We start from the raw sequence: 19415 nt of genomic DNA on the forward strand, positions 1-19415 counted from the left end.
TTTAAGTAGTGTAATCTTTATATAGTTTAACACGTCTTGCTGCAGGTGTAATCATGCAAACCCTTAAAAATTGATGTGAATAAGAAGCATTTTCGTTGAGCTGAGAAGGAAAGGTGTGTAAAATACTGGGTAGCTTAGTTGCGAAACGTAGTGTAGTATCAAAAAAGGTACTATTGGAGGGTCAAGAATGAGTGAAAAAAAGAATATATACCCGAACAAAGAAGGCTGTCCAGTTGAATTTACACTAGATGTCATTGGCGGAAAGTGGAAAGGAATTCTTTTATATCACATGATAGATGGCAAGAAACGGTTTAATGAGTTTCGCCGAATCTGTCCGAGTATCACCCAAAGAATGCTCACCCTTCAGCTGCGGGAGCTGGAAGCAGACGGCATCGTGCATCGCGAGGTGTATCACCAGGTGCCGCCCAAGGTCGAATACTCTCTGACGGAATTTGGGCGAACGCTTGAACCGATTGTATTGCAAATGAAAGAATGGGGAGAATCCAACAGAGATGTCCTAGAATCTTATCGTTCGAACGGCATGCTGAAGGATCAGCAGAAATAGCAGCAAAGGGAGCTCCTTTGCTGCTTGTTTTATTTCATTGAAATGGCTCTGTTGGCATTTCTGACGTCATTTCTCAACAGTTCAGCCAGGTTATAAGATGGATAGTAACCATGCTGATACATGTATCGATAAACTTGGGCATGCAACTGGATGGCGGCATTCAGCTGTTTGACCAGTACGTTTCTTAATTGAGGTGTTGCTGTTTCTGTAATCGCGATGGCATAGCTTCGGACAGATGTTTTGGCAAAACCGAGCAGATCACCGCTGTAAAAAGGGTTATCTGCACGTTCTTCTTCTTCATCCTCTCTGTGCGGCGCCTGCGGAAAAAATGGAAGAAGCTCTCTTAAATTTTGCTCAACGGCCTGAATGGACACACTATAAAGCTGTCTGAGCTGAGGGTCTTTTACTTCTCTTATCATTTTCTTCAGTCTAATGAGTCCATTTGATTGAAAAGCAACCAGCTCGTGCATTTCTAATGTTTCATGCCAAGCCAATGTTCTGCGTTCATCCATGTAACAATTCTCCTTTATCAATCAGATTCCATATCAGCATATGCCCAGCGCTCAATGTTGTTCATGATGTTTTGAAGTTTTTAAAAAGGGAAATTCACATTATATAGGATACGGGTTGAGAACATGCAAAAGAGGTGAAACACGATGTGGGACATGATAAAGGACTTTTTCTTGTTTAGCAGCGGCGTTCTGCAAGCAACAACCCTTTTACTGGTGATCTTAATCTTTATGTATGTCAGAAAAACAAAAAAGAAAAACAAGGAATCTTCTGGCTTTATGGATGATAAACATTAATCGAGATGGGCATTCTTTTTTAAAGAATGTCTTTTCATTTGCAATGTTCCACATGAAACATTAGCGTCATTTTACTTGCGATTTGGACTTATGTTAAAATATAAAAGCAAAATGTAGAGATGATATAAAAACATTCGGTGCAAAACATGTTGCAGCGATGAAAAAAGAGCAGTCGTTTATGCTGCTCTTTTCTATTCGTATGTTCAGGATGATACGAGGTGACTAAGTGAAACAAACGAGAGCATTAATGGAAGGTGCTATTTTAATCAGTCTGTTTGCGATCATCACGCTTTTGGTCGTTTATGTTCCTGTGATTGGAACAATTCTGTTATTTGCACTGCCGCTGCCCATGATCCTGTATACAATCAGACATGGATTGAGGTTAGGGATATGGATGGGTGCTGTCAGTCTTCCGGTTGTTTTTATTGTCGGGTCCTTTACCGGGCTTACTGTAGCTTTTATGTCAGCATGCGCCGGCATTGCCATGGGGCATTTTTTCAAAAGGAAAGAACCCGGGCACGCCATTATTTCGGGCGCTCTTATTTATATGCTTTGTATTGTCATCTATTTTGTGATAAGCATTCAGTTTTTGGGTATCAATATCATTGATGAAGCGATGACACAATACCGGCAGTCCCTTGATATTGTAGAAAATGTAGTGAAGCAGTCGGGGAATGCTGAACAGCTTGAGAAGCAATTGAAACTGATGGAAGAACAATTGGGTATCGTTCAATATCTTTTTCCAACAGCTATTGTGATGGTAGGAGCTATTTTTTCTTTCCTCAGTTACCTTATCGCTAAGCCGCTCTTAAGGCGATTCTCCCCCGATATTCCTAATCTAAAGCCTTTTAGAGAGTTGAAGTTTCCGCAAAGTGTTGTAGTGCTGTATTTAATGATTGTCATGCTATCATTTTTGCCTTTAGAAAAAGGCCATATGCTGTACTCTATCGCTTTAAATGGGGAGTTTATACTCGGGTTTCTGATTTTCATCCAAGGTTTATCATTTATCTTTTTCTATTGCCATAAGAAAAATTATCCGAAGGCTGCGGCTGTGATTGCGGTGGTTCTTGGACTGATGCTTCCGATCTTTATGGCAGCCATTCGCATTTTAGGCGTTATAGATATGGGCTTTAATATAAGGAATAAGGTGAAGTGAACATGAGTTTTACTCACATGGTGGGGAGTGATAGAAATGCCAAGCTTTTATGAAAAACCGCTGTTTCGGTATCCCATCTATGCTTTGATTGCTTTGTCAATCATTACAATCCTCATCAGCTTTTATTTTAACTGGATTTTAGGAACCGTCGAAGTGCTGCTGCTTGCAGTTATTTTGTTTTTTATTAAACGTGCTGATTCTCTTATTCGGCAAGAGATTGATGCTTATATTTCTACGTTATCCTACAGGTTGAAAAAAGTCGGTGAAGAGGCATTGATGGAAATGCCGATCGGCATCATGCTTTTTAATGACCAATATTATATAGAATGGGCAAATCCGTTTCTTTCTTCTTGCTTTAATGAAAGCACATTAGTGGGGAGATCCCTTTACGACACGTGTGAATCGGTTGTGCCGCTCATCAAACAAGAGGTGGAATCGGAAACGGTTACATTGAATGACCGCAAGTTTAAGGTTGTCATCAAACGGGATGAGCGCCTTCTGTATTTTTTTGATGTAACGGAACAAATCCAGATTGAAAAGCGATATGAAAACGAAAGAACCGTGCTGGCGTATATTTTCCTTGATAACTATGATGATGTGACACAAGGATTAGATGACCAGACGAGAAGCACGATGAACAGCCAGGTGACATCCTTGCTGAACGCCTGGGCACAGGAGTACGGGATCTTCCTGAAAAGAACGTCTTCAGAACGCTTTATCGCTGTACTTAATGAACACATCTTAACTGAACTCGAAAATTCGAAGTTTTCGATCCTTGATGAGGTACGGGAAAAAACCTCTTTTGACGGTGTAGCGCTCACGTTAAGCGTCGGTATTGGAGCTTCCGTCTCCTCACTGAAAGAACTTGGCGATTTGGCGCAATCCAGCTTGGACTTAGCGTTGGGACGCGGGGGAGACCAAGTAGCCATCAAGCTGCCGAACGGCAAGGTGAAGTTTTACGGCGGTAAAACAAACCCGATGGAGAAACGAACAAGGGTGAGGGCCCGCGTGATTTCTCATGCCTTAAAGGAAATTGTCTCCGAAAGCAGCAATGTGATTATCATGGGGCATAAATTCCCCGACATGGATTCTATCGGCGCTGCGATCGGGATTTTAAAGGTGGCTCAGGCAAATAACAAAGATGGGTTTATCGTGATTGACCCAAATCAAATCGGTTCCAGTGTGCAGCGTTTGATTGAGGAAATCAAAAAATATGAAGAACTGTGGTCAAGGTTTATTACCCCTGAGGAAGCAATGGAGATTTCCAATGATGACACGCTGCTTGTGATCGTTGATACACATAAGCCGTCACTTGTCATGGAGGAACGGCTGGTCAATAAAATTGAACATATCGTAGTCATCGACCATCACCGCAGGGGTGAGGAGTTTATCAGAGACCCGCTGCTCGTCTATATGGAGCCGTACGCTTCTTCGACAGCGGAATTGGTCACAGAGCTGCTTGAATATCAGCCGAAGCGCTTAAAAATCAATATGATTGAAGCAACTGCCCTATTAGCTGGTATAATAGTGGATACAAAGAGCTTTTCTCTCCGCACAGGTTCGCGGACTTTTGATGCGGCTTCTTATTTAAGGGCAAAGGGCGCCGATACGGTGCTTGTACAGAAGTTCTTGAAAGAAACCGTTGATTCCTATATTAAACGGGCTAAGCTGATTCAGCATACGGTCCTCTATAAAGAGAACATTGCGATTGCCTCTCTTCCTGAAAATGAAGAGGAATACTTCGATCAAGTGCTGATTGCGCAGGCGGCTGATTCGCTGCTGTCGATGAGTGAGGTTGAGGCTTCGTTTGCGGTGGCGAGACGGGATGAACAAACCGTTTGTATCAGTGCACGGTCACTTGGCGAGGTAAATGTTCAAATCATCATGGAGGCGCTGGAAGGCGGAGGACATTTAACAAATGCGGCGACTCAGCTGTCCGGCATATCAGTTTCTGAAGCGCTGGAACGGCTGAAGCACGCCATAGATGAGTATTTTGAGGGAGGCGTACAGAGATGAAGGTTATTTTCTTACAAGATGTAAAAGGAAAAGGGAAAAAAGGCGAAGTCAAAAACGTAGCAGACGGTTATGCGCATAACTTTCTGATTAAAAAAGGCCTCGCGGTTGAAGCGAACGCGTCAAACATCAGCGCGTTAAACGGACAAAAGCAGAAAGAGAAAAAAGAAGCCATCGCTGAGCTTGAGCAGGCAAAGAGCTTAAAAGAGACATTAGAAAAACTGACTGTTGAGCTCAGTGCAAAATCAGGTGAAGGCGGCCGGTTATTTGGTTCTGTGACAAGCAAACAAATTACTGAACAGCTCCAAAAAGACCATAATATTAAAGTGGATAAGCGGAAGCTTGAACTGCCGGATGGCATTCGTGCGTTAGGATATACCAACGTGCCTGTGAAGCTGCATCCTGAGGTGCAGGCTGTGTTGAAGGTACATGTGAAAGAAGAAGCTTAATAGAAAAGAGGCTTGGGGGCAACCCAAGCCTCTTTTTTTATTCCACGAGATAAAGAGTTTGCTGGCTTTCTCCGCCAGGTCCTCCTCTCATGCCTTGCAGGCTGCTGTTTGAGCTGCCTGTGGAACTGCTGTACTTGTCAGCTGATATTTCCTTTCCGTTTTTCTTAATCCAAGAAACAAGTTCGCTGTTGCCTGAGTTATTTTCGGTGAGAAGGAAGTATTTCACTTTGCCTTCTTTGACCAGCTTTTTCAGTTCGGACACAGTCAGAATGGGATCTGTGCCGTTAAATCCGCCCATTGCCATCACTGATTCATTTTCATGAATGATGTATGGCGCAGCGGTTACGGTTGTCAAAGTAGCAAATAGATACTCTTCGCCGGTATTATGTTTTCTCAAATAGGACAGGAGTCCGGTATCAACCTCCGAGGAGAACATGTTCCCGCCGTTTGTTGGGCTTTTGAGCTGCGGGCCCGATTCAGGTAGGACGCTGTTGCCTCCGTATAGAAGCGGCGTTGCTGACCAGTAGACCGGTGTGAGCAGCAGAATGCATAAGCTGATGATGGTCAGCTGCTTACTGAACGGATGGCTGCGTTTAAGCATCAGAAGCGCAAGGGTGATGCCGAGTCCTAAGAGGCCCAGTACGTACATCCATACACTGCCGATTTGGCTTGTATAATCGCTTAGAATATACACCTGGAACACGGCTGTGATCAGAACGGCTGCCGGCAGAAGATAGCTGGCCCAGTCTTTATTGTTTTTGTATAAGCGGTACATCGTATACCATCCGATACCGGAAAGGGCAGCAATCGGAGGTGCCAGCATAATTAAATAATACTGGTGGAAGAATCCTGCGATGCTGAAGAAACCAGCCACAGGAACGAGCCAAGCCGTCCAGAAAATCGTTTCTTTCATTTCAGCTGCCTGTCCTCGGCGATCACGGTACCAGCTGACGATACCGCCCAGCAATCCGATCAATGCGAATGGAAGCATCCAGCTGATTTGGCCTGAAAGCGCCGATTGGACGAGACGAAGCGGTCCAGCATCACCGGTGCCAAACATATTCATGCTTTTTCCGCCGCCACCGCCAGGCCCTCCCTTTCCAGGTCCGCCACCGCCTATTGGTGGTGTGCCTCTGCCTTCACTGGAGGTGCCGTTTTGTCCGCTAGGCGGCTGAGGCGCCGAATGATTCCCGAATGACTGATTGCCATTTTGATTAGCGGCACTTCCGTCAGGCCTGCTGTTTCCGTTCTGAGAGGAAGATGATTCGCTTCCGTTTGGCACCTGCGTGGTGTTTTGATTTTGCATCTTCCCGCCGCCAACGGCATTCATATCACCCCTTGCAAGGCCGGTGGTTTGTCCTAGCAGACGCTCTGTGCCGTTGTAGCCGAAGGCCAATTCTAACACTGAGTTGGTCTGGCTGCTTCCTACATAAGGCCGGCTGGAGAATGAGGTTGAATCCACCACAACTGCCCATGAGAGGGAAAGGCCCGTCAGAAGGACGAGAGACAGAATCAGTGACCCGATTTTTTTCTTCAGAGATGCCCAAGATGCAATCAAGTAGAATAACACAAACGCAGGCAATACCATAAACGCTTGCATCATTTTCATATTAAAGGCGAGTCCAATCAGGCTAAATGCTGTCAGCAGCCAAATCAGCTTGCCTTGTTTCACTGCCTGAAGCAGGCAAGCTGAACCGAGCAATAAGGTAAAGACCAGCATACTGTCGATATTGTTTGTCCGGCTGACAGCCGCTGAGATAGGCGTCAGTGCCATGACAAGCGCGGCAATGCGGGCCGCCCCGATTCCAAAGGCCGGTTTGATCATTCTGTAGAGAAGGAATATAGATCCAACTCCCGCGAGAGCCTGAGGAAGAATCACACTCCACGTGTGAACACCGAAAATCAGTGCGAAAATCGTTTGAATCCATAACACAACTGGCGGCTTGTCCACTGTTACAAATCCGGAAGGGTCAAATGATGCATAGAAGAAATTGTGGAAGCTTTGCGTCATGCTTTTCACCGCTGCCAAATAGTACTGGTTCGCAGTGTCATCCTGCCAAATGTTGTACATATTCAGAAAAGCCGCTGTAAGCAAAATGAGAATAAGAATGAAGTCGAGTCGTTTGGTTTTCATCGTTTTTCACCTCTTTATGGTGTCTTATTGTAAAAAACAAATATGAAAAACTTATGAATAAACCATAAATATTCGTAGAATTTCAAAGAAAAAAGCGGAGATATCTCCCCGCTTTATTATGCTGAATTTCTTTGCTTCTCTGTCTGAAGAATGTATCGATCTCGTCCGGCTCCCAGCCCGGCTGCACCCATAGCGATCAAGGCGGCTATGAGAAGCACTAACGGCATTGTCCATGAATGTGTCTGGTCAAAGAGATAGCCGACAAAGATAGGCCCGACGGCTGCAAGCAGGTAGCCGAATGACTGTGACATGCCTGACAGCGCCGCGGCCTGCTGGGCATTTTCACTGCGGAGACCAATCAAAGTGAGCGCCAAACTAATGCTGGAGCCCTGCCCGATACCGATAATCACCATCCAGATGGCAAGCATGGTGTGGCTGCCGCCTGCTAATAATCCGCATAGGCCGATCAAATAGACTGCGGCCAGCGCCGCAACGATTCCGCGCTGATGTTTCACACGGTCAGCTAAAACCGGTGTCAGAAAAGTGGAGGGCAGACTCGCAAATTGCATGAGTGACACCATCCATCCGGCTGTTGACGTATCAATCCCATGAGAACGGAGTACTTCAGGAAACCAGGCGATGCTGCTGTAAAATAAAAATGATTGGAGTCCCATAAAGATTGTGACAAACCATGCCATTTTGGAAGCCCATATGGAACTTGATTGAAGTTTCATCGTCTGGTTTGCCGTATCCCGGTGGCGCAGCTGAGGGATCCAGATCAGCAATGCAAGGAAAGCCAGTCCGCCCCATAAGAGAAAGGCCTGCTTCCATCCGCCGTCCATCTGGGTCGCTAAAGGAACACTGACACCCGATGCTAAAGCAGCGAATATGTTCATTGATGTCGTATACAGGCTAATCATAATCCCTGGCTTTTCAGGGTATTTATGTTTGATTAAGCTTGGCAAAAGCACGTTTCCAATCGCAATTCCGACACCGATGAGTGCTGTTCCGAAAAACAAAGCGGCAGTATAGCCGATAGAACGAGTCAAAACCCCGATAAAAAGTACCATGAGACCCAGCCATAAGGTTCGCTCATTTCCGAGTCGCTGTCCGAGCTTAGGCGCAAGCGGAGAGAGAACTGCAAACGAAAGTAGCGGAAGTGCGGTCAAAAACCCGGCTGCCCCATTGGACATGTGCAGCTCTGCGCGGATAGAGCTGATGACCGGACCGACTGAAGTGATCGCGGGCCGTAAGTTAAACGCGATAAAGATAATGCCGGCGATCAGCCAAAATGATTGGACTTTTTTATTTTGTGTATGTGGCAAAGCAGTTACTCCTTCTTTCTAACATATAATGATTATGATTCCGTAAGGTGTAAGCAAGTATGCGAATGAACGCTACGATTGTTGTTCTTCTTTCTGCAATTCAGCCAACTTGGCAAGCAGGATATGCTGAGGCATATGCATCATTTGTTCAAGCGGCAGATTCAAGGACGCTGCAAGCTTTTGTGCAGTTTCAGCAGAAATTTGCAAAGGTCTCACAAAAGATCCCTCCTCTCTTCTGTCCATTGTACAAGAATCAGATGTGAAATGTAAGAAGATGTCACAAAGGAATGGAGCAATCCGAAAATGACCGTTATAAAAGAGGAAAGGAGGGGTCTTATGTATGCACCGTTGTCATTATTAAAACAAATGCTGAAGGAACACCAATTAGACTCTGAGAAGGCTGACACTTTTGAAGAATATATAGCGGTGAGGCTAAAGCTTCAGGAGTTGATGGGGAAATGTGCTTCGTTCGAGGAGTGGGATCTGTATCAAAAGGCGGCGGATCTGATGATGCACACAGGCATCCAATGGATGAAATAAGCTGATATTCGCTAAAAAACCCTCGCTGCAGCGAAGGTTTTCATTCTTTAAAATGAGTGTTCTTCTTCCACATTCTTAAACTGGTCATAGATCACAAGCTTTGCCGGGCTGTTTTCCTTTGCCATCTGTTTGGCTTTTTCAATCGCGGCGTCTTTAGATGTATACAAAGCTGTCGGGGCCACATTCTCCACCTTAATAAACCAGCCATCCGCATCAACATTAGGTGTAACCGCATATTTTTTGATCATCTTTCATTCCTCCCTTATGTTTTATTGCATTTTTCCCGCCCTGTTATGGTCCGAAACGATTCAATCTGCTAGCTGAAAAAAACAGGAAACAGACAATTCTTCTATTTTTTTTCTGCAGAAATGGTAGAATGGAGTTTGGAGATTTTTTAATGAGAGGACGGTGCTTAGCATGACAGACCTTCTGAATGATCGGCTTCCTCCGCAAAATATAGAAGCTGAACAAGCCGTGTTAGGCGCTATTTTTTTACAGCCGTCTGCTTTAACACTGGCTTCAGAAGTATTGATTCCAGATGATTTTTATAGAATGTCCCACCAAAAAATCTATAATGCGATGCTTGTGCTCGGTGACCGAGGTGAACCGGTTGATCTAGTGACGGTAACGTCAGAGCTTGCGAATACAGACCTGCTGGAAGAAGTCGGCGGGATTTCATATCTGACAGATATCGCAAACTCGGTGCCGACAGCGGCTAACATAGAATATTATGCGAAAATCGTTGAGGAAAAATCGATTCTTCGCAGATTGATCAGAACAGCGACAACGATTGCTCAAGATGGGTATACCCGTGAGGATGAGGTCGAGGATTTACTCAGTGAAGCGGAAAAAACGATTATGGAAGTGGCGCAGCGCAAGAACACGAGTGCCTTTCAAAATATTAAGGACGTCCTTGTGCAGACCTATGACAATATCGAACAGCTTCACAATCGAAAAGGCGATATCACGGGGATTCCGACAGGGTTTACCGAGCTTGACCGGATGACTGCCGGGTTCCAGCGCAACGACCTGATCATTGTGGCTGCCCGTCCGTCAGTGGGGAAAACCGCTTTTGCCCTGAACATCGCACAAAACGTGGCGACCAAGACTGACGAGAGCGTAGCGATTTTCAGTCTAGAGATGGGTGCTGAGCAGCTGGTTATGCGTATGCTCTGTGCCGAGGGAAATATCAATGCCCAGAATCTCCGTACCGGCAACCTGACGGAAGAGGATTGGGGCAAGCTGACGATGGCGATGGGAAGCCTGTCGAACAGCGGAATTTACATTGATGATACACCGGGGATCCGTGTGAGTGAAATCCGCGCCAAATGCCGCCGCTTAAAGCAGGAAAGCGGACTTGGCATGATTTTGATCGACTACCTGCAATTGATTCAGGGAAGCGGACGTTCGAAGGATAACCGCCAGCAGGAAGTATCCGAAATTTCCCGTGAACTGAAGTCGATTGCAAGGGAGCTGCAAGTCCCTGTTATCGCGCTTTCTCAGCTTTCACGTGGCGTTGAGCAGCGTCAGGACAAACGTCCGATGATGTCTGATATCCGGGAATCAGGAAGTATTGAGCAGGATGCGGATATTGTTGCGTTCCTTTATCGTGATGACTACTATGACAAAGAAACAGAGAACAAAAACATTATCGAAATCATTATTGCCAAACAGCGTAACGGCCCGGTAGGAACCGTGTCTCTTGCGTTCGTAAAAGAATACAACAAATTCGTCAATCTGGAACGGCGTTTTGATGACGCAGGTGTTCCGCCCGGCGCATAACCCCCAAGAGCTGATCTTGGGGTTTTTTCATTCGAAAGGCGGAAGAAATACCGTCCGCTCAGCGGATGTTTATTTGAAAGCGTTTTAATAAAATGGTGCAAAAAGGAGATGGTAATATGGGAAATCATTTTTCATATTTTCATGCAGCGCAAATACGGATTGCGCGGCCTACGGGCCAGCTTCGTGAGATCATTCTTTTTTATGAAGAAGGGCTGGGTTTAAAACGAATAGGAGGGTTTTCGAAGCATAATGGGTATGACGGTGTCATGTTCGGTCTCCCTCAAGCCGATTATCATCTCGAATTCACTCAGCATGAGGAGGAAAGCAGTGTCCCTGTTCCTCACCCCGACAGCCTCCTCGTTTTTTATGTGCCGAATGCAGAGGAATTGACAGCAATCACTTTAAGGCTGAAAAGAATGGGCTATCAAGAGGTCGAATCTGAGAATCCGTACTGGAGCCATGGCGGCGTCACAATAGAGGATCCGGATGGATGGCGAGTCGTTTTTATGAATACAAAAGGAATATCAGGCAAGTGAGTCTTTTTTATGCTAAAGAATGAAAGTTTCACGAGCTTTTTATGACAAAACGGTGAGAAAACGCTTATAAAACGAATGAAAGCGAACGAATATAGATTTACAAGAATTTAATGTTCGGATTTACAATTGACTTTCTGTTTCTTCACTGATAAACTTGATTTGTTTGAATAGAATCGTTTTGAAAGGTTAACGGAGGTGCACGGACATGTCTTCAGTAGTTGTAGTAGGTACGCAATGGGGCGATGAAGGGAAAGGTAAAATCACAGATTTCCTGTCAGAAAATGCAGAAGTGATCGCCCGTTATCAAGGCGGAAATAACGCAGGGCATACAATCAAGTTTGACGGCATCACATACAAGCTTCACTTAATCCCGTCAGGAATTTTCTATAAGGATAAAACGTGTGTGATCGGAAACGGAATGGTTGTAGATCCGAAAGCATTAGTCACAGAGCTTGCGTATCTTCATGAGCGCAACGTCAGTACAGATAACCTGAGAATCAGCAACAGGGCTCATGTCATTCTGCCGTATCATTTGAAATTGGATGAAGTGGAAGAAGAGCGAAAAGGGGCTAACAAGATCGGTACAACGAAAAAAGGAATCGGCCCTGCTTACATGGATAAAGCAGCCCGCATCGGAATTCGCATCGCGGATCTGTTAGACCGTGACGCATTTGCGGAAAAGCTTGAACGCAATCTGGAAGAAAAAAACCGTCTGCTTGAGAAAATGTACGAGACAGAAGGATTTAAAATTGAGGATATTTTAGACGAATATTATGAGTACGGCCAGCAGATTAAAAAGTATGTTTGCGATACATCTGTTGTCTTAAATGATGCTCTTGATGAAGGGCGCCGTGTATTGTTTGAAGGCGCGCAAGGGGTTATGCTCGATATCGACCAAGGAACATACCCGTTTGTTACGTCATCTAACCCGGTTGCCGGCGGTGTCACGATCGGTTCTGGTGTCGGTCCGACCAAAATTCAGCACGTTGTCGGTGTATCAAAAGCATATACGACTCGTGTCGGCGACGGTCCTTTCCCGACTGAGCTGAAAGATGAAATCGGCGATCAAATCCGTGAAGTTGGACGCGAGTATGGAACAACAACAGGCCGTCCGCGCCGTGTAGGCTGGTTTGACAGTGTCGTTGTCCGTCACGCCCGCCGTGTGAGCGGAATTACAGATCTTTCTTTGAACTCAATTGACGTGTTAACAGGAATTGAAACATTGAAAATCTGTGTGGCATACCGCTACAAAGGGGAAATCATTGAAGAATTCCCAGCAAGCCTTAAAGCACTTGCTGAATGTGAGCCGGTATATGAAGAAATGCCAGGCTGGACTGAGGATATCACAGGTGCGAAGAGCTTAAGCGAGCTCCCGGAAAATGCGCGCCACTATCTTGAGCGTGTGTCTCAGCTGACAGGCATTCCGCTTTCTATTTTCTCTGTCGGTCCAGACCGTTCACAAACAAATGTCCTTCGCAGCGTGTACCGTGCGAACTAAATAAAACTTGCTTACAAGCCCCTGATGCAGGGGCTTGTTTTTTGTTTGAAAACCGCAGATAAGTTGGTCTGAGAAAAAAATATGAAAAAAAACCAAAAAAGTTATTGCCACTTCTATTTGTTCGTGATATTATAAATCTCGTTGTTACGGAAACTGCTTCAATAGAGTACAAGATGAGAACTTAATCTAAGTCGTTTGCTCTATGGAAACTCCGACATCTTAAGAGCCATTAGCTCAGTTGGTAGAGCATCTGACTTTTAATCAGAGGGTCGAAGGTTCGAGTCCTTCATGGCTCACCATTTCGTGTAGGCCCGTTGGTCAAGCGGTTAAGACACCGCCCTTTCACGGCGGTAACACGGGTTCGAATCCCGTACGGGTCATTGATTTACTTTAGCGTTATTGCTAATTCCTTATTTGTCTGCGAGGGCTGACACGACAGCTCTCCGGGCAATTACTGTAAGGTCCGGTAGTTCAGTTGGTTAGAATGCCTGCCTGTCACGCAGGAGGTCGCGGGTTCGAGTCCCGTCCGGACCGCCATTTTACTTTACTTAGTAGAGAAAAATAAAACATTTGGCTCGGTAGCTCAGTTGGTAGAGCAACGGACTGAAAATCCGTGTGTCGGCGGTTCGATTCCGTCCCGAGCCACTTACCAAACGCATCTGCAATCGTAGGTGCGTTTTTTCTTTTAGGAAAAAGGCAAACATGAGGAGTGTTATAATAGAAGAAAAAGGGAGAACCGGCCCTGCGGCCGGCTCAAAGAAGAAGACGTCATTGATAAAGACGCACTCCGGTGGGGGGAGGTTTCAATAAAGTTATCTTTTTTAAAAAAAGTTGACCAGCATGACAAAAGATAAACAATTGGCGGATAAAGGTGAAACATGTGTTTTTTTTCTAAACCTTTATTTTTTTTATCTTTTGACCTTAAACCGTTATAATAGACAAGGACCCATTGTTTACATGGGCCATAAGTGATGAAACGAATGTTATATAGATGAAATGAAGTTATTCGGCAGGAGGAAAATCAAAATGATGGATAAAAAGATCCTTGTAGTAGATGATGAAAAACCGATTGCAGATATATTGGAATTTAACTTAAGAAAAGAGGGCTATGAAGTACACTGTGCCCACGACGGAAATGAAGCCGTTGAAATGGTAGAAGAGCTTCAGCCTGATTTAATTCTTTTAGATATTATGCTTCCTAATAAGGACGGCGTTGAAGTGTGCCGTGAAGTCAGAAAGAAATACGATATGCCGATCATTATGCTGACGGCTAAGGATTCAGAAATTGACAAGGTCATCGGGCTTGAAATCGGTGCTGATGACTATGTCACCAAACCATTTAGCACACGCGAGCTTCTGGCACGTGTAAAAGCAAACCTGCGCCGCCAGCTGACAACAGCGCCTGCGGAGGAAGAGTCGTCTTCTAACGAGATTCATATCGGCTCTCTCGTCATCTTCCCTGACGCGTACGTCGTATCTAAACGGGATGAAACAATTGAATTGACTCATCGTGAGTTCGAGTTGCTTCATTATTTAGCGAAACATATTGGACAAGTAATGACACGTGAACATTTGCTTCAAACCGTTTGGGGCTATGATTACTTTGGTGATGTCAGAACGGTTGACGTAACAGTCCGCCGGCTTCGTGAAAAAATCGAGGACAACCCAAGCCATCCAAATTGGATCGTCACACGCCGCGGCGTAGGTTATTACTTGAGAAACCCAGAACAGGACTAATGCCCATATGAATAAGGTTGGTTTTTTTCGGTCGATCCAATTTAAGATTACCTTGATTTATGTGCTTTTGATTATTATTGCCATGCAAATCATTGGTGTGTATTTTGTCAATCAGGTAGAGAAGTCGCTGATCAATTCTTATGAACAATCGCTGAATCAGCGAATCGACAACCTTTCTTACTATATCGAACAAGAATATAAAAGCGATAACGACAGCACCGTCATCAAGGATGACGTCAGCCGTATTTTGAATGACTTCACAAAAAGTGATGAGGTCCGGGAAATTAGTTTTGTAGATAAAAGCTATGAAGTCGTCGGTTCTTCTAAGCCGTATGGTGAGGAAGTGGCAGGCAAACAAACAACCGATCTGATCTTTAAAAGAATTTTTTCTACCAAACAATCGTATTTAAGAAAATATTATGACCCGAAAAGCAAAATCAGAGTTCTCATTTCCGCGAAGCCCGTCATGACAGAAAACCAAGAGGTTGTCGGCGCGATCTATGTTGTCGCGAGCATGGAAGATGTCTTTAATCAAATGAAGACGATTAACACGATTCTGGCGTCCGGCACAGGTTTGGCACTCGTTTTGACGGCCCTTCTCGGTATTTTTCTTGCAAGAACCATTACCCACCCGCTTTCAGATATGAGGAAACAGGCGATGGAGCTCGCCAAAGGGAATTTCTCGAGGAAGGTTAAAAAGTACGGGCATGATGAAATTGGGCAGCTCGCCACGACGTTTAATCACTTAACGAGAGAGCTTGAGGATGCCCAGGCGATGACTGAAGGAGAGCGTCGAAAGCTCGCCTCTGTCATTGCCTATATGACAGACGGCGTTATCGCCACAAATCGAAACGGAGCTATTATCCTCTTAAACAGCCCGGCGCTGGAGCTGTTGAACGTTTCACGTGAAACAGCCTTAGAAATGCCGATTACGAGCTTGCTGGGGATTCAAGAGAATTATACTTTTGAAGATTTAGTGGAGCAGCAGGATTCTATGTTGCTTGAAATTGAGCGCGATGATCAATTAACGGTGCTTCGCGTGAATTTCTCTGTGATTCAAAGGGAGCATGGCAAAATTGATGGTTTAATCGCTGTCATTTATGATGTAACCGAGCAAGAGAAAATGGATCAGGAACGCAGGGAATTCGTTGCGAATGTATCACACGAGCTGCGGACGCCGCTTACGACAATGCGGAGTTATTTGGAGGCGTTAGCTGAAGGCGCGTGGGAAAATAAAGACATTGCCCCGCGTTTCTTAATGGTGACGCAAAATGAAACAGAGCGAATGATCCGGCTTGTGAATGACCTGCTTCAGCTATCGAAATTTGACAGCAAGGACTATCAATTCAACCGGGAATGGATTCAAATCGTCCGATTTATGTCGCTTATTATTGACCGTTTTGAAATGACAAAAGAACAGCATGTGGAATTTATCCGCAATCTGCCGGACAGAAATCTGTACGTCGAGATTGATCAGGATAAAATTACGCAGGTGCTCGATAACATTATTTCCAACGCTTTAAAATACTCACCGGAGGGCGGACATGTCACGTTCTCCATTGATGTAAATGAAGAAGAAGAGCTTCTCTATATCAGCGTCAAGGATGAAGGGATCGGAATTCCGAAAAAGGATGTCGAAAAAGTCTTTGACCGCTTCTACAGGGTTGATAAAGCGAGAACGAGAAAGCTTGGCGGCACCGGCCTGGGGCTGGCGATTGCCAGAGAAATGGTTCAAGCGCACGGCGGAGATATTTGGGCAGACAGCATAGAAGGAAAAGGCACGACGATTACATTTACTCTTCCATATAAAGAGGAACAAGAGGATGATTGGGATGAAGCGTGAAAATATAAAAACGATATTACTTACGGTACTCGTCGTCATCAGTCTTGTTTTTACGTGGGGGATATGGACGTTCCAGCCAAACTTTTCTGAAGGCTCATCAACAACAGAGTCTACTGTGCGTGAGAAGCATAAAATCGAAAAAAACACCCAAAAGCTGTCTGAAACGGTGAGGCCGAGGGAAATGTTTATCCATGATGACGGCGCTCATTATAAAGTGGATAATGAAGCCCTCTATGAAGAAGTCTGGTCTGACTTGCCGCATTGGGATGTAAAAGGAATTAAAGATATTTCTGATCAGTATGACAAGGCTGGATTCAAGAGCTGGTTTTATGGCATGGGCGGTTCTGAAGCTAAGCTTGACTTGCAATTCAGTGATACGATTCCTATTGATATTTTTCAAACGCTGTTTAAATGGTCGAATCAGTCATTCGAATATAGTTCGTTTGATCATATTCTGATTCCGTTTAATGAAACCAAAGCGAACAAGAAAATTTATCTGGTGTCTTATAGCAAACAGCTCATTCTGGAAGTGACCGTTGAGTCGGCAAACTACCGGAACATTATGAACGACATGAAAAACAGGCAATCAAACTTGCCGGCGTACAGCTTGTTCTCCATCGGTTCAAAGAAAGAGTTCCTGCTGCCGAACAAACCGCTTACGATGGATAAAAAAGAGTTTGTCACAGAATCGATTAAAACGAACACCTTTAAGCAGGCTTTGTTCAGTGATCCGAGCATTGTAAGAGAAGATTCGAATTACAACAACAGAAATGTGCTGACAGATGGGATTAGCCGTTTAGATGTGAATTTAAGCCAGCGCCAGGTGCAATTTCAGCAGCGCAATTTAGTCCAGAGCACATCCTATCAAACAGGTGAATTAATCAAAAAGAGCCAAAAATACCTTGAGGATACGGGAAGCTGGACGGATCATTATCAATTTTTCAATATCAATGACAGCCAGCAGCTGAGCTTCTATATCTATATGGATCAGATGCCGGTCATTAACAGCACGGCCAAGCCGTTCGGAGCAACATCAGCGATTACGTTGCAATGGGCGAATGATGATATTCTCAGCTATAAGCGGCCGAATTACAGTCTCGGGACAAACCCGATTAAAACAAGTGAGACAGAGCTGATGAGCGGCAGCGAAGTGAAGATGCTGCTTTCTAAACAAACCGCTTATGATACGGATAAAATTGATCAGATCTTCCTTGCTTACCAATTGGTATCAACATCAACCAACGATGATCCTCTTGTTGAACTGGAACCGGTCTGGGCGATGAAAGTAAATGGAAAAATTGTGCCGATCACAAAGGATTTATTGATGAAGGAGGGGGCAAACAGTGGAGTGGAATAAGACAAAATCAATCTTCATCGTTGCCTTCCTCATCTTAGATATTTTCTTAGGCTATCAGTTTTTTCAAAAATGGCAGGCGACCAGCAAGGAATATGAGGTCATTAAAAATGATGTCGAGCATGATATGAAGGCCGACCATATCACGTATGAGGGCCTGAATAAGGAAGCAACAGAAGGCTATCGGATCACAGCAAATCAAAAGGCCTTCACCAAGGAGGAAATTGAGGGGCTGAAGGATCAAAAGCCTTTGATGGACATGCCTAGTGATAATCATAAAGTAACGAGCCTGAAAATGAAGTTCACGAATCCGATCGCCCTATCCAAGAAAAATATCGAGGACGATGCCCAGGCGCTTGTTTCTTCGAAAATCCAAGATGGCGAAAAATATAAGCTTTGGAAGGTTGATAAATCAAAGAAAGAAATTATTTTCTTCCAAACATATGAAGGCCATTATATTTATCAGAAGACCGACAATTCCTCGAACATGATCGGGCAAGTGGTCTTGCACTTAAACGGTAAAAACGAGGTTGTGTCGTACGACCAAACAACGCTCGAAACCTTTAAGCAAATCCAGAAAGAAAGCTTAATCACTGAAATGGATGCGGTTGAGCTATTGTACTATCAAAATCAATTAAAAGAATACAGCACTGTAAAGAGCTGCAAATTCGGCTACGTAGCACAATATCCGCTGACAAGTACGCAGGTGCTGGCACCGGTATGGAGAATTACGGTCGAGTACGATAAAAAAGTGAACGGTGAGAAAAAGACAGTGCAAGAGTATTTTACTGTGAATGCTTTGGAGAGTACGATTTTAGATACAGATCAATGAAAATAATGGAGTGAGACAGACATGAGCTTGCAATTTAGCGTACTTGCGAGCGGGAGTACGGGAAATGCGTTTTACCTCGAAACAGAGGATCACGCATTTTTAGTGGACGCCGGTTTGAGCGGGAAAGCCATGGATGGGCTGATGGCACAGATCGGGCGTAAGCTGGATGATGTAGACGGCATTTTTGTGACGCATGAGCATAGTGACCATATTAAGGGCCTTGGTGTGGTCGCCAGAAAGTACAAGCTTCCGATCTATGCCAATGAGAAGACGTGGAAAGCGATGGAGAACCAGATCGGCAAAATAGACACCGATCAAAAATTTGTGTTTCCGATGGAGACGGTGAAGTCGTTTGGCGGACTTGACGTGGAATCGTTTGGCGTCTCTCACGATGCGGCGGAACCCATGTTTTATGTGTTCCACTATAACGGCCGAAAGCTTGCATTAATGACAGATACGGGGTACGTCAGCGACCGGATGAAAGGGATCATCCGCCAAGCGAATGTGTTTGTGTTTGAAAGCAACCACGATGTCGGCATGCTGCAAATGGGAAGATACCCATGGAGCATTAAGCGGAGGATTTTAAGTGACGTCGGGCACGTTTCAAATGAAGATGCTGCCTTGGCGATGACTGATGTCATTGGCGACGAGACGTCTCGTATTTACTTGGCGCATTTGAGCCAGGACAACAACATGAAGGAGCTGGCGAGAATGTCGGTGCAGCAGACACTGGCTTCTAAAGGCTTTGTGACGGGTGAGACATTTGATTTATATGACACCGATCCGAAGAAGGCCACGCCGCTTTGCGCTGTATAATTTTTCTATGTAAATCATGACTATTATAG

The 19415-nt window shown here is 44.8% G+C and carries 19 protein-coding genes and 4 tRNA genes; 18 read left to right on the top strand and 5 right to left on the bottom strand.

Annotation, left to right across the window (positions count from 1 at the left end; translation table 11 throughout):
- Positions 1–187 precede the first annotated feature (187 nt).
- On the top strand, positions 188–565 hold the full coding sequence (hypR, locus tag MOC09_RS07655) for a transcriptional regulator HypR (RefSeq protein ID WP_268358617.1): 378 nt from the start codon (positions 188–190) through the stop codon (positions 563–565).
- 29 nt (positions 566–594) lie between these two features.
- On the opposite strand, the gene cotF is transcribed toward hypR, so the two are convergent.
- A complete protein-coding gene (gene cotF, locus MOC09_RS07660) occupies positions 595–1077 on the bottom strand; it encodes a spore coat protein CotF (protein WP_268358615.1) in 483 nt (160 codons plus the stop codon).
- A gap of 144 nt (positions 1078–1221) precedes the next feature.
- Here cotF and MOC09_RS07665 point away from each other — a divergent pair, with 144 nt between their 5' ends.
- The 4 genes from MOC09_RS07665 to rplI all read left to right on the top strand — a co-directional run bounded on the left by MOC09_RS07665 (position 1222) and on the right by rplI (position 4989).
- On the top strand, positions 1222–1371 hold the full coding sequence (locus MOC09_RS07665; protein WP_003236551.1) for a hypothetical protein: 150 nt from the start codon (positions 1222–1224) through the stop codon (positions 1369–1371).
- A 226-nt stretch (positions 1372–1597) separates the two neighbouring features.
- The gene (locus tag MOC09_RS07670; RefSeq protein WP_268358613.1) at positions 1598–2527 is read left to right on the top strand and encodes a YybS family protein; all 930 of its coding nucleotides are present in this window, start codon (positions 1598–1600) and stop codon (positions 2525–2527) included.
- 36 nt (positions 2528–2563) lie between these two features.
- Positions 2564–4543, top strand: a complete 1980-nt coding sequence (gene gdpP, locus MOC09_RS07675; RefSeq protein ID WP_268358611.1) for a cyclic-di-AMP phosphodiesterase GdpP — start codon at positions 2564–2566, stop codon at positions 4541–4543.
- Positions 4540–4989 carry a 50S ribosomal protein L9 gene (gene rplI, locus MOC09_RS07680; RefSeq protein WP_003226915.1) on the top strand — a complete coding sequence of 150 codons (450 nt, stop codon included), beginning with the start codon at positions 4540–4542 and terminating at the stop codon, positions 4987–4989. The genes gdpP and rplI overlap by 4 nt, the downstream gene beginning before the upstream one ends.
- Positions 4990–5026: 37 nt before the next feature.
- On the opposite strand, the gene MOC09_RS07685 is transcribed toward rplI, so the two are convergent.
- The 3 genes from MOC09_RS07685 to MOC09_RS07695 all read right to left on the bottom strand — a co-directional run bounded on the left by MOC09_RS07685 (position 5027) and on the right by MOC09_RS07695 (position 8664).
- Complete coding sequence (locus MOC09_RS07685; RefSeq protein WP_268370088.1) at positions 5027–7123, bottom strand: ArnT family glycosyltransferase; 2097 nt, start codon at positions 7121–7123, stop codon at positions 5027–5029.
- 116 nt (positions 7124–7239) lie between these two features.
- Positions 7240–8448: a CynX/NimT family MFS transporter gene (locus MOC09_RS07690; protein ID WP_268358606.1), complete on the bottom strand. Its 1209-nt coding sequence runs from the start codon at positions 8446–8448 to the stop codon at positions 7240–7242.
- Between the two features lie 72 nt (positions 8449–8520).
- Complete coding sequence (locus MOC09_RS07695) at positions 8521–8664, bottom strand: YycC family protein (RefSeq protein ID WP_268358605.1); 144 nt, start codon at positions 8662–8664, stop codon at positions 8521–8523.
- 120 nt (positions 8665–8784) lie between these two features.
- Here MOC09_RS07695 and MOC09_RS07700 point away from each other — a divergent pair, with 120 nt between their 5' ends.
- Positions 8785–8988, top strand: a complete 204-nt coding sequence (locus MOC09_RS07700) for a hypothetical protein (RefSeq protein WP_268358603.1) — start codon at positions 8785–8787, stop codon at positions 8986–8988.
- Positions 8989–9035: 47 nt separating this feature from the next.
- Here MOC09_RS07700 and MOC09_RS07705 read toward each other — a convergent pair whose 3' ends face one another.
- Entirely contained in the window at positions 9036–9236 is a 201-nt protein-coding gene (locus MOC09_RS07705) for a DUF2188 domain-containing protein (protein ID WP_268358600.1), read from the bottom strand.
- Positions 9237–9405: 169 nt separating this feature from the next.
- Here MOC09_RS07705 and dnaB point away from each other — a divergent pair, with 169 nt between their 5' ends.
- The 12 genes from dnaB (at position 9406) to MOC09_RS07765 (ending at position 19386) form a co-directional block, all read left to right on the top strand.
- A complete protein-coding gene (gene dnaB / locus MOC09_RS07710; protein WP_003226923.1) occupies positions 9406–10770 on the top strand; it encodes a replicative DNA helicase in 1365 nt (454 codons plus the stop codon).
- Positions 10771–10886: 116 nt separating this feature from the next.
- Entirely contained in the window at positions 10887–11306 is a 420-nt protein-coding gene (locus tag MOC09_RS07715; RefSeq protein WP_268370089.1) for a VOC family protein, read from the top strand.
- A 205-nt stretch (positions 11307–11511) separates the two neighbouring features.
- Positions 11512–12804: an adenylosuccinate synthase gene (purA, locus tag MOC09_RS07720; RefSeq protein ID WP_268358598.1), complete on the top strand. Its 1293-nt coding sequence runs from the start codon at positions 11512–11514 to the stop codon at positions 12802–12804.
- Positions 12805–13027: 223 nt separating this feature from the next.
- A tRNA-Lys gene (locus MOC09_RS07725) sits at positions 13028–13103 on the top strand.
- A gap of 9 nt (positions 13104–13112) precedes the next feature.
- Positions 13113–13184: transfer RNA gene (locus MOC09_RS07730), tRNA-Glu, on the top strand.
- 80 nt (positions 13185–13264) lie between these two features.
- A tRNA-Asp gene (locus MOC09_RS07735) sits at positions 13265–13341 on the top strand.
- A 35-nt stretch (positions 13342–13376) separates the two neighbouring features.
- Positions 13377–13449: transfer RNA gene (locus MOC09_RS07740), tRNA-Phe, on the top strand.
- 384 nt (positions 13450–13833) lie between these two features.
- Positions 13834–14541 carry a cell wall metabolism DNA-binding response regulator WalR gene (gene walR, locus MOC09_RS07745; protein WP_032731843.1) on the top strand — a complete coding sequence of 236 codons (708 nt, stop codon included), beginning with the start codon at positions 13834–13836 and terminating at the stop codon, positions 14539–14541.
- Between the two features lie 7 nt (positions 14542–14548).
- Positions 14549–16384: a cell wall metabolism sensor histidine kinase WalK gene (gene walK / locus MOC09_RS07750; protein WP_064815423.1), complete on the top strand. Its 1836-nt coding sequence runs from the start codon at positions 14549–14551 to the stop codon at positions 16382–16384.
- A complete protein-coding gene (gene walH / locus MOC09_RS07755) occupies positions 16374–17741 on the top strand; it encodes a WalRK two-component regulatory system regulator WalH (protein WP_268358597.1) in 1368 nt (455 codons plus the stop codon). Before walK ends, walH begins: the two co-directional genes overlap by 11 nt.
- The gene (gene walI, locus MOC09_RS07760) at positions 17728–18570 is read left to right on the top strand and encodes a WalRK two-component regulatory system regulator WalI (RefSeq protein ID WP_268358596.1); all 843 of its coding nucleotides are present in this window, start codon (positions 17728–17730) and stop codon (positions 18568–18570) included. The genes walH and walI overlap by 14 nt, the downstream gene beginning before the upstream one ends.
- A gap of 21 nt (positions 18571–18591) precedes the next feature.
- Entirely contained in the window at positions 18592–19386 is a 795-nt protein-coding gene (locus MOC09_RS07765; RefSeq protein WP_268358594.1) for an MBL fold metallo-hydrolase, read from the top strand.
- Positions 19387–19415 lie beyond the last annotated feature (29 nt).

The sequence above is a fragment of the Bacillus sp. N12A5 genome, assembly GCF_026790125.1.
Taxonomy (GTDB): Bacteria; Bacillota; Bacilli; order Bacillales; family Bacillaceae; genus Bacillus.

What these genes read in the sequence shown, in the direction of transcription:
- hypR (WP_268358617.1), top strand. Translation starts at nt 188, where the DNA reads ATGAGTGAAAAAAAGAATATATACCCGAACAAAGAAGGCTGTCCAGTT.
- cotF (WP_268358615.1), bottom strand. Translation starts at nt 1,077, where the DNA reads ATGGATGAACGCAGAACATTGGCTTGGCATGAAACATTAGAAATGCAC.
- MOC09_RS07665 (WP_003236551.1), top strand. Translation starts at nt 1,222, where the DNA reads ATGTGGGACATGATAAAGGACTTTTTCTTGTTTAGCAGCGGCGTTCTG.
- gdpP (WP_268358611.1), top strand. Translation starts at nt 2,564, where the DNA reads ATGCCAAGCTTTTATGAAAAACCGCTGTTTCGGTATCCCATCTATGCT.
- rplI (WP_003226915.1), top strand. Translation starts at nt 4,540, where the DNA reads ATGAAGGTTATTTTCTTACAAGATGTAAAAGGAAAAGGGAAAAAAGGC.
- MOC09_RS07685 (WP_268370088.1), bottom strand. Translation starts at nt 7,123, where the DNA reads ATGAAAACCAAACGACTCGACTTCATTCTTATTCTCATTTTGCTTACA.
- MOC09_RS07700 (WP_268358603.1), top strand. Translation starts at nt 8,785, where the DNA reads ATGTATGCACCGTTGTCATTATTAAAACAAATGCTGAAGGAACACCAA.
- MOC09_RS07705 (WP_268358600.1), bottom strand. Translation starts at nt 9,236, where the DNA reads ATGATCAAAAAATATGCGGTTACACCTAATGTTGATGCGGATGGCTGG.
- dnaB (WP_003226923.1), top strand. Translation starts at nt 9,406, where the DNA reads ATGACAGACCTTCTGAATGATCGGCTTCCTCCGCAAAATATAGAAGCT.
- MOC09_RS07715 (WP_268370089.1), top strand. Translation starts at nt 10,887, where the DNA reads ATGGGAAATCATTTTTCATATTTTCATGCAGCGCAAATACGGATTGCG.
- purA (WP_268358598.1), top strand. Translation starts at nt 11,512, where the DNA reads ATGTCTTCAGTAGTTGTAGTAGGTACGCAATGGGGCGATGAAGGGAAA.
- walR (WP_032731843.1), top strand. Translation starts at nt 13,834, where the DNA reads ATGGATAAAAAGATCCTTGTAGTAGATGATGAAAAACCGATTGCAGAT.
- walK (WP_064815423.1), top strand. Translation starts at nt 14,549, where the DNA reads ATGAATAAGGTTGGTTTTTTTCGGTCGATCCAATTTAAGATTACCTTG.
- walH (WP_268358597.1), top strand. Translation starts at nt 16,374, where the DNA reads ATGAAGCGTGAAAATATAAAAACGATATTACTTACGGTACTCGTCGTC.
- MOC09_RS07765 (WP_268358594.1), top strand. Translation starts at nt 18,592, where the DNA reads ATGAGCTTGCAATTTAGCGTACTTGCGAGCGGGAGTACGGGAAATGCG.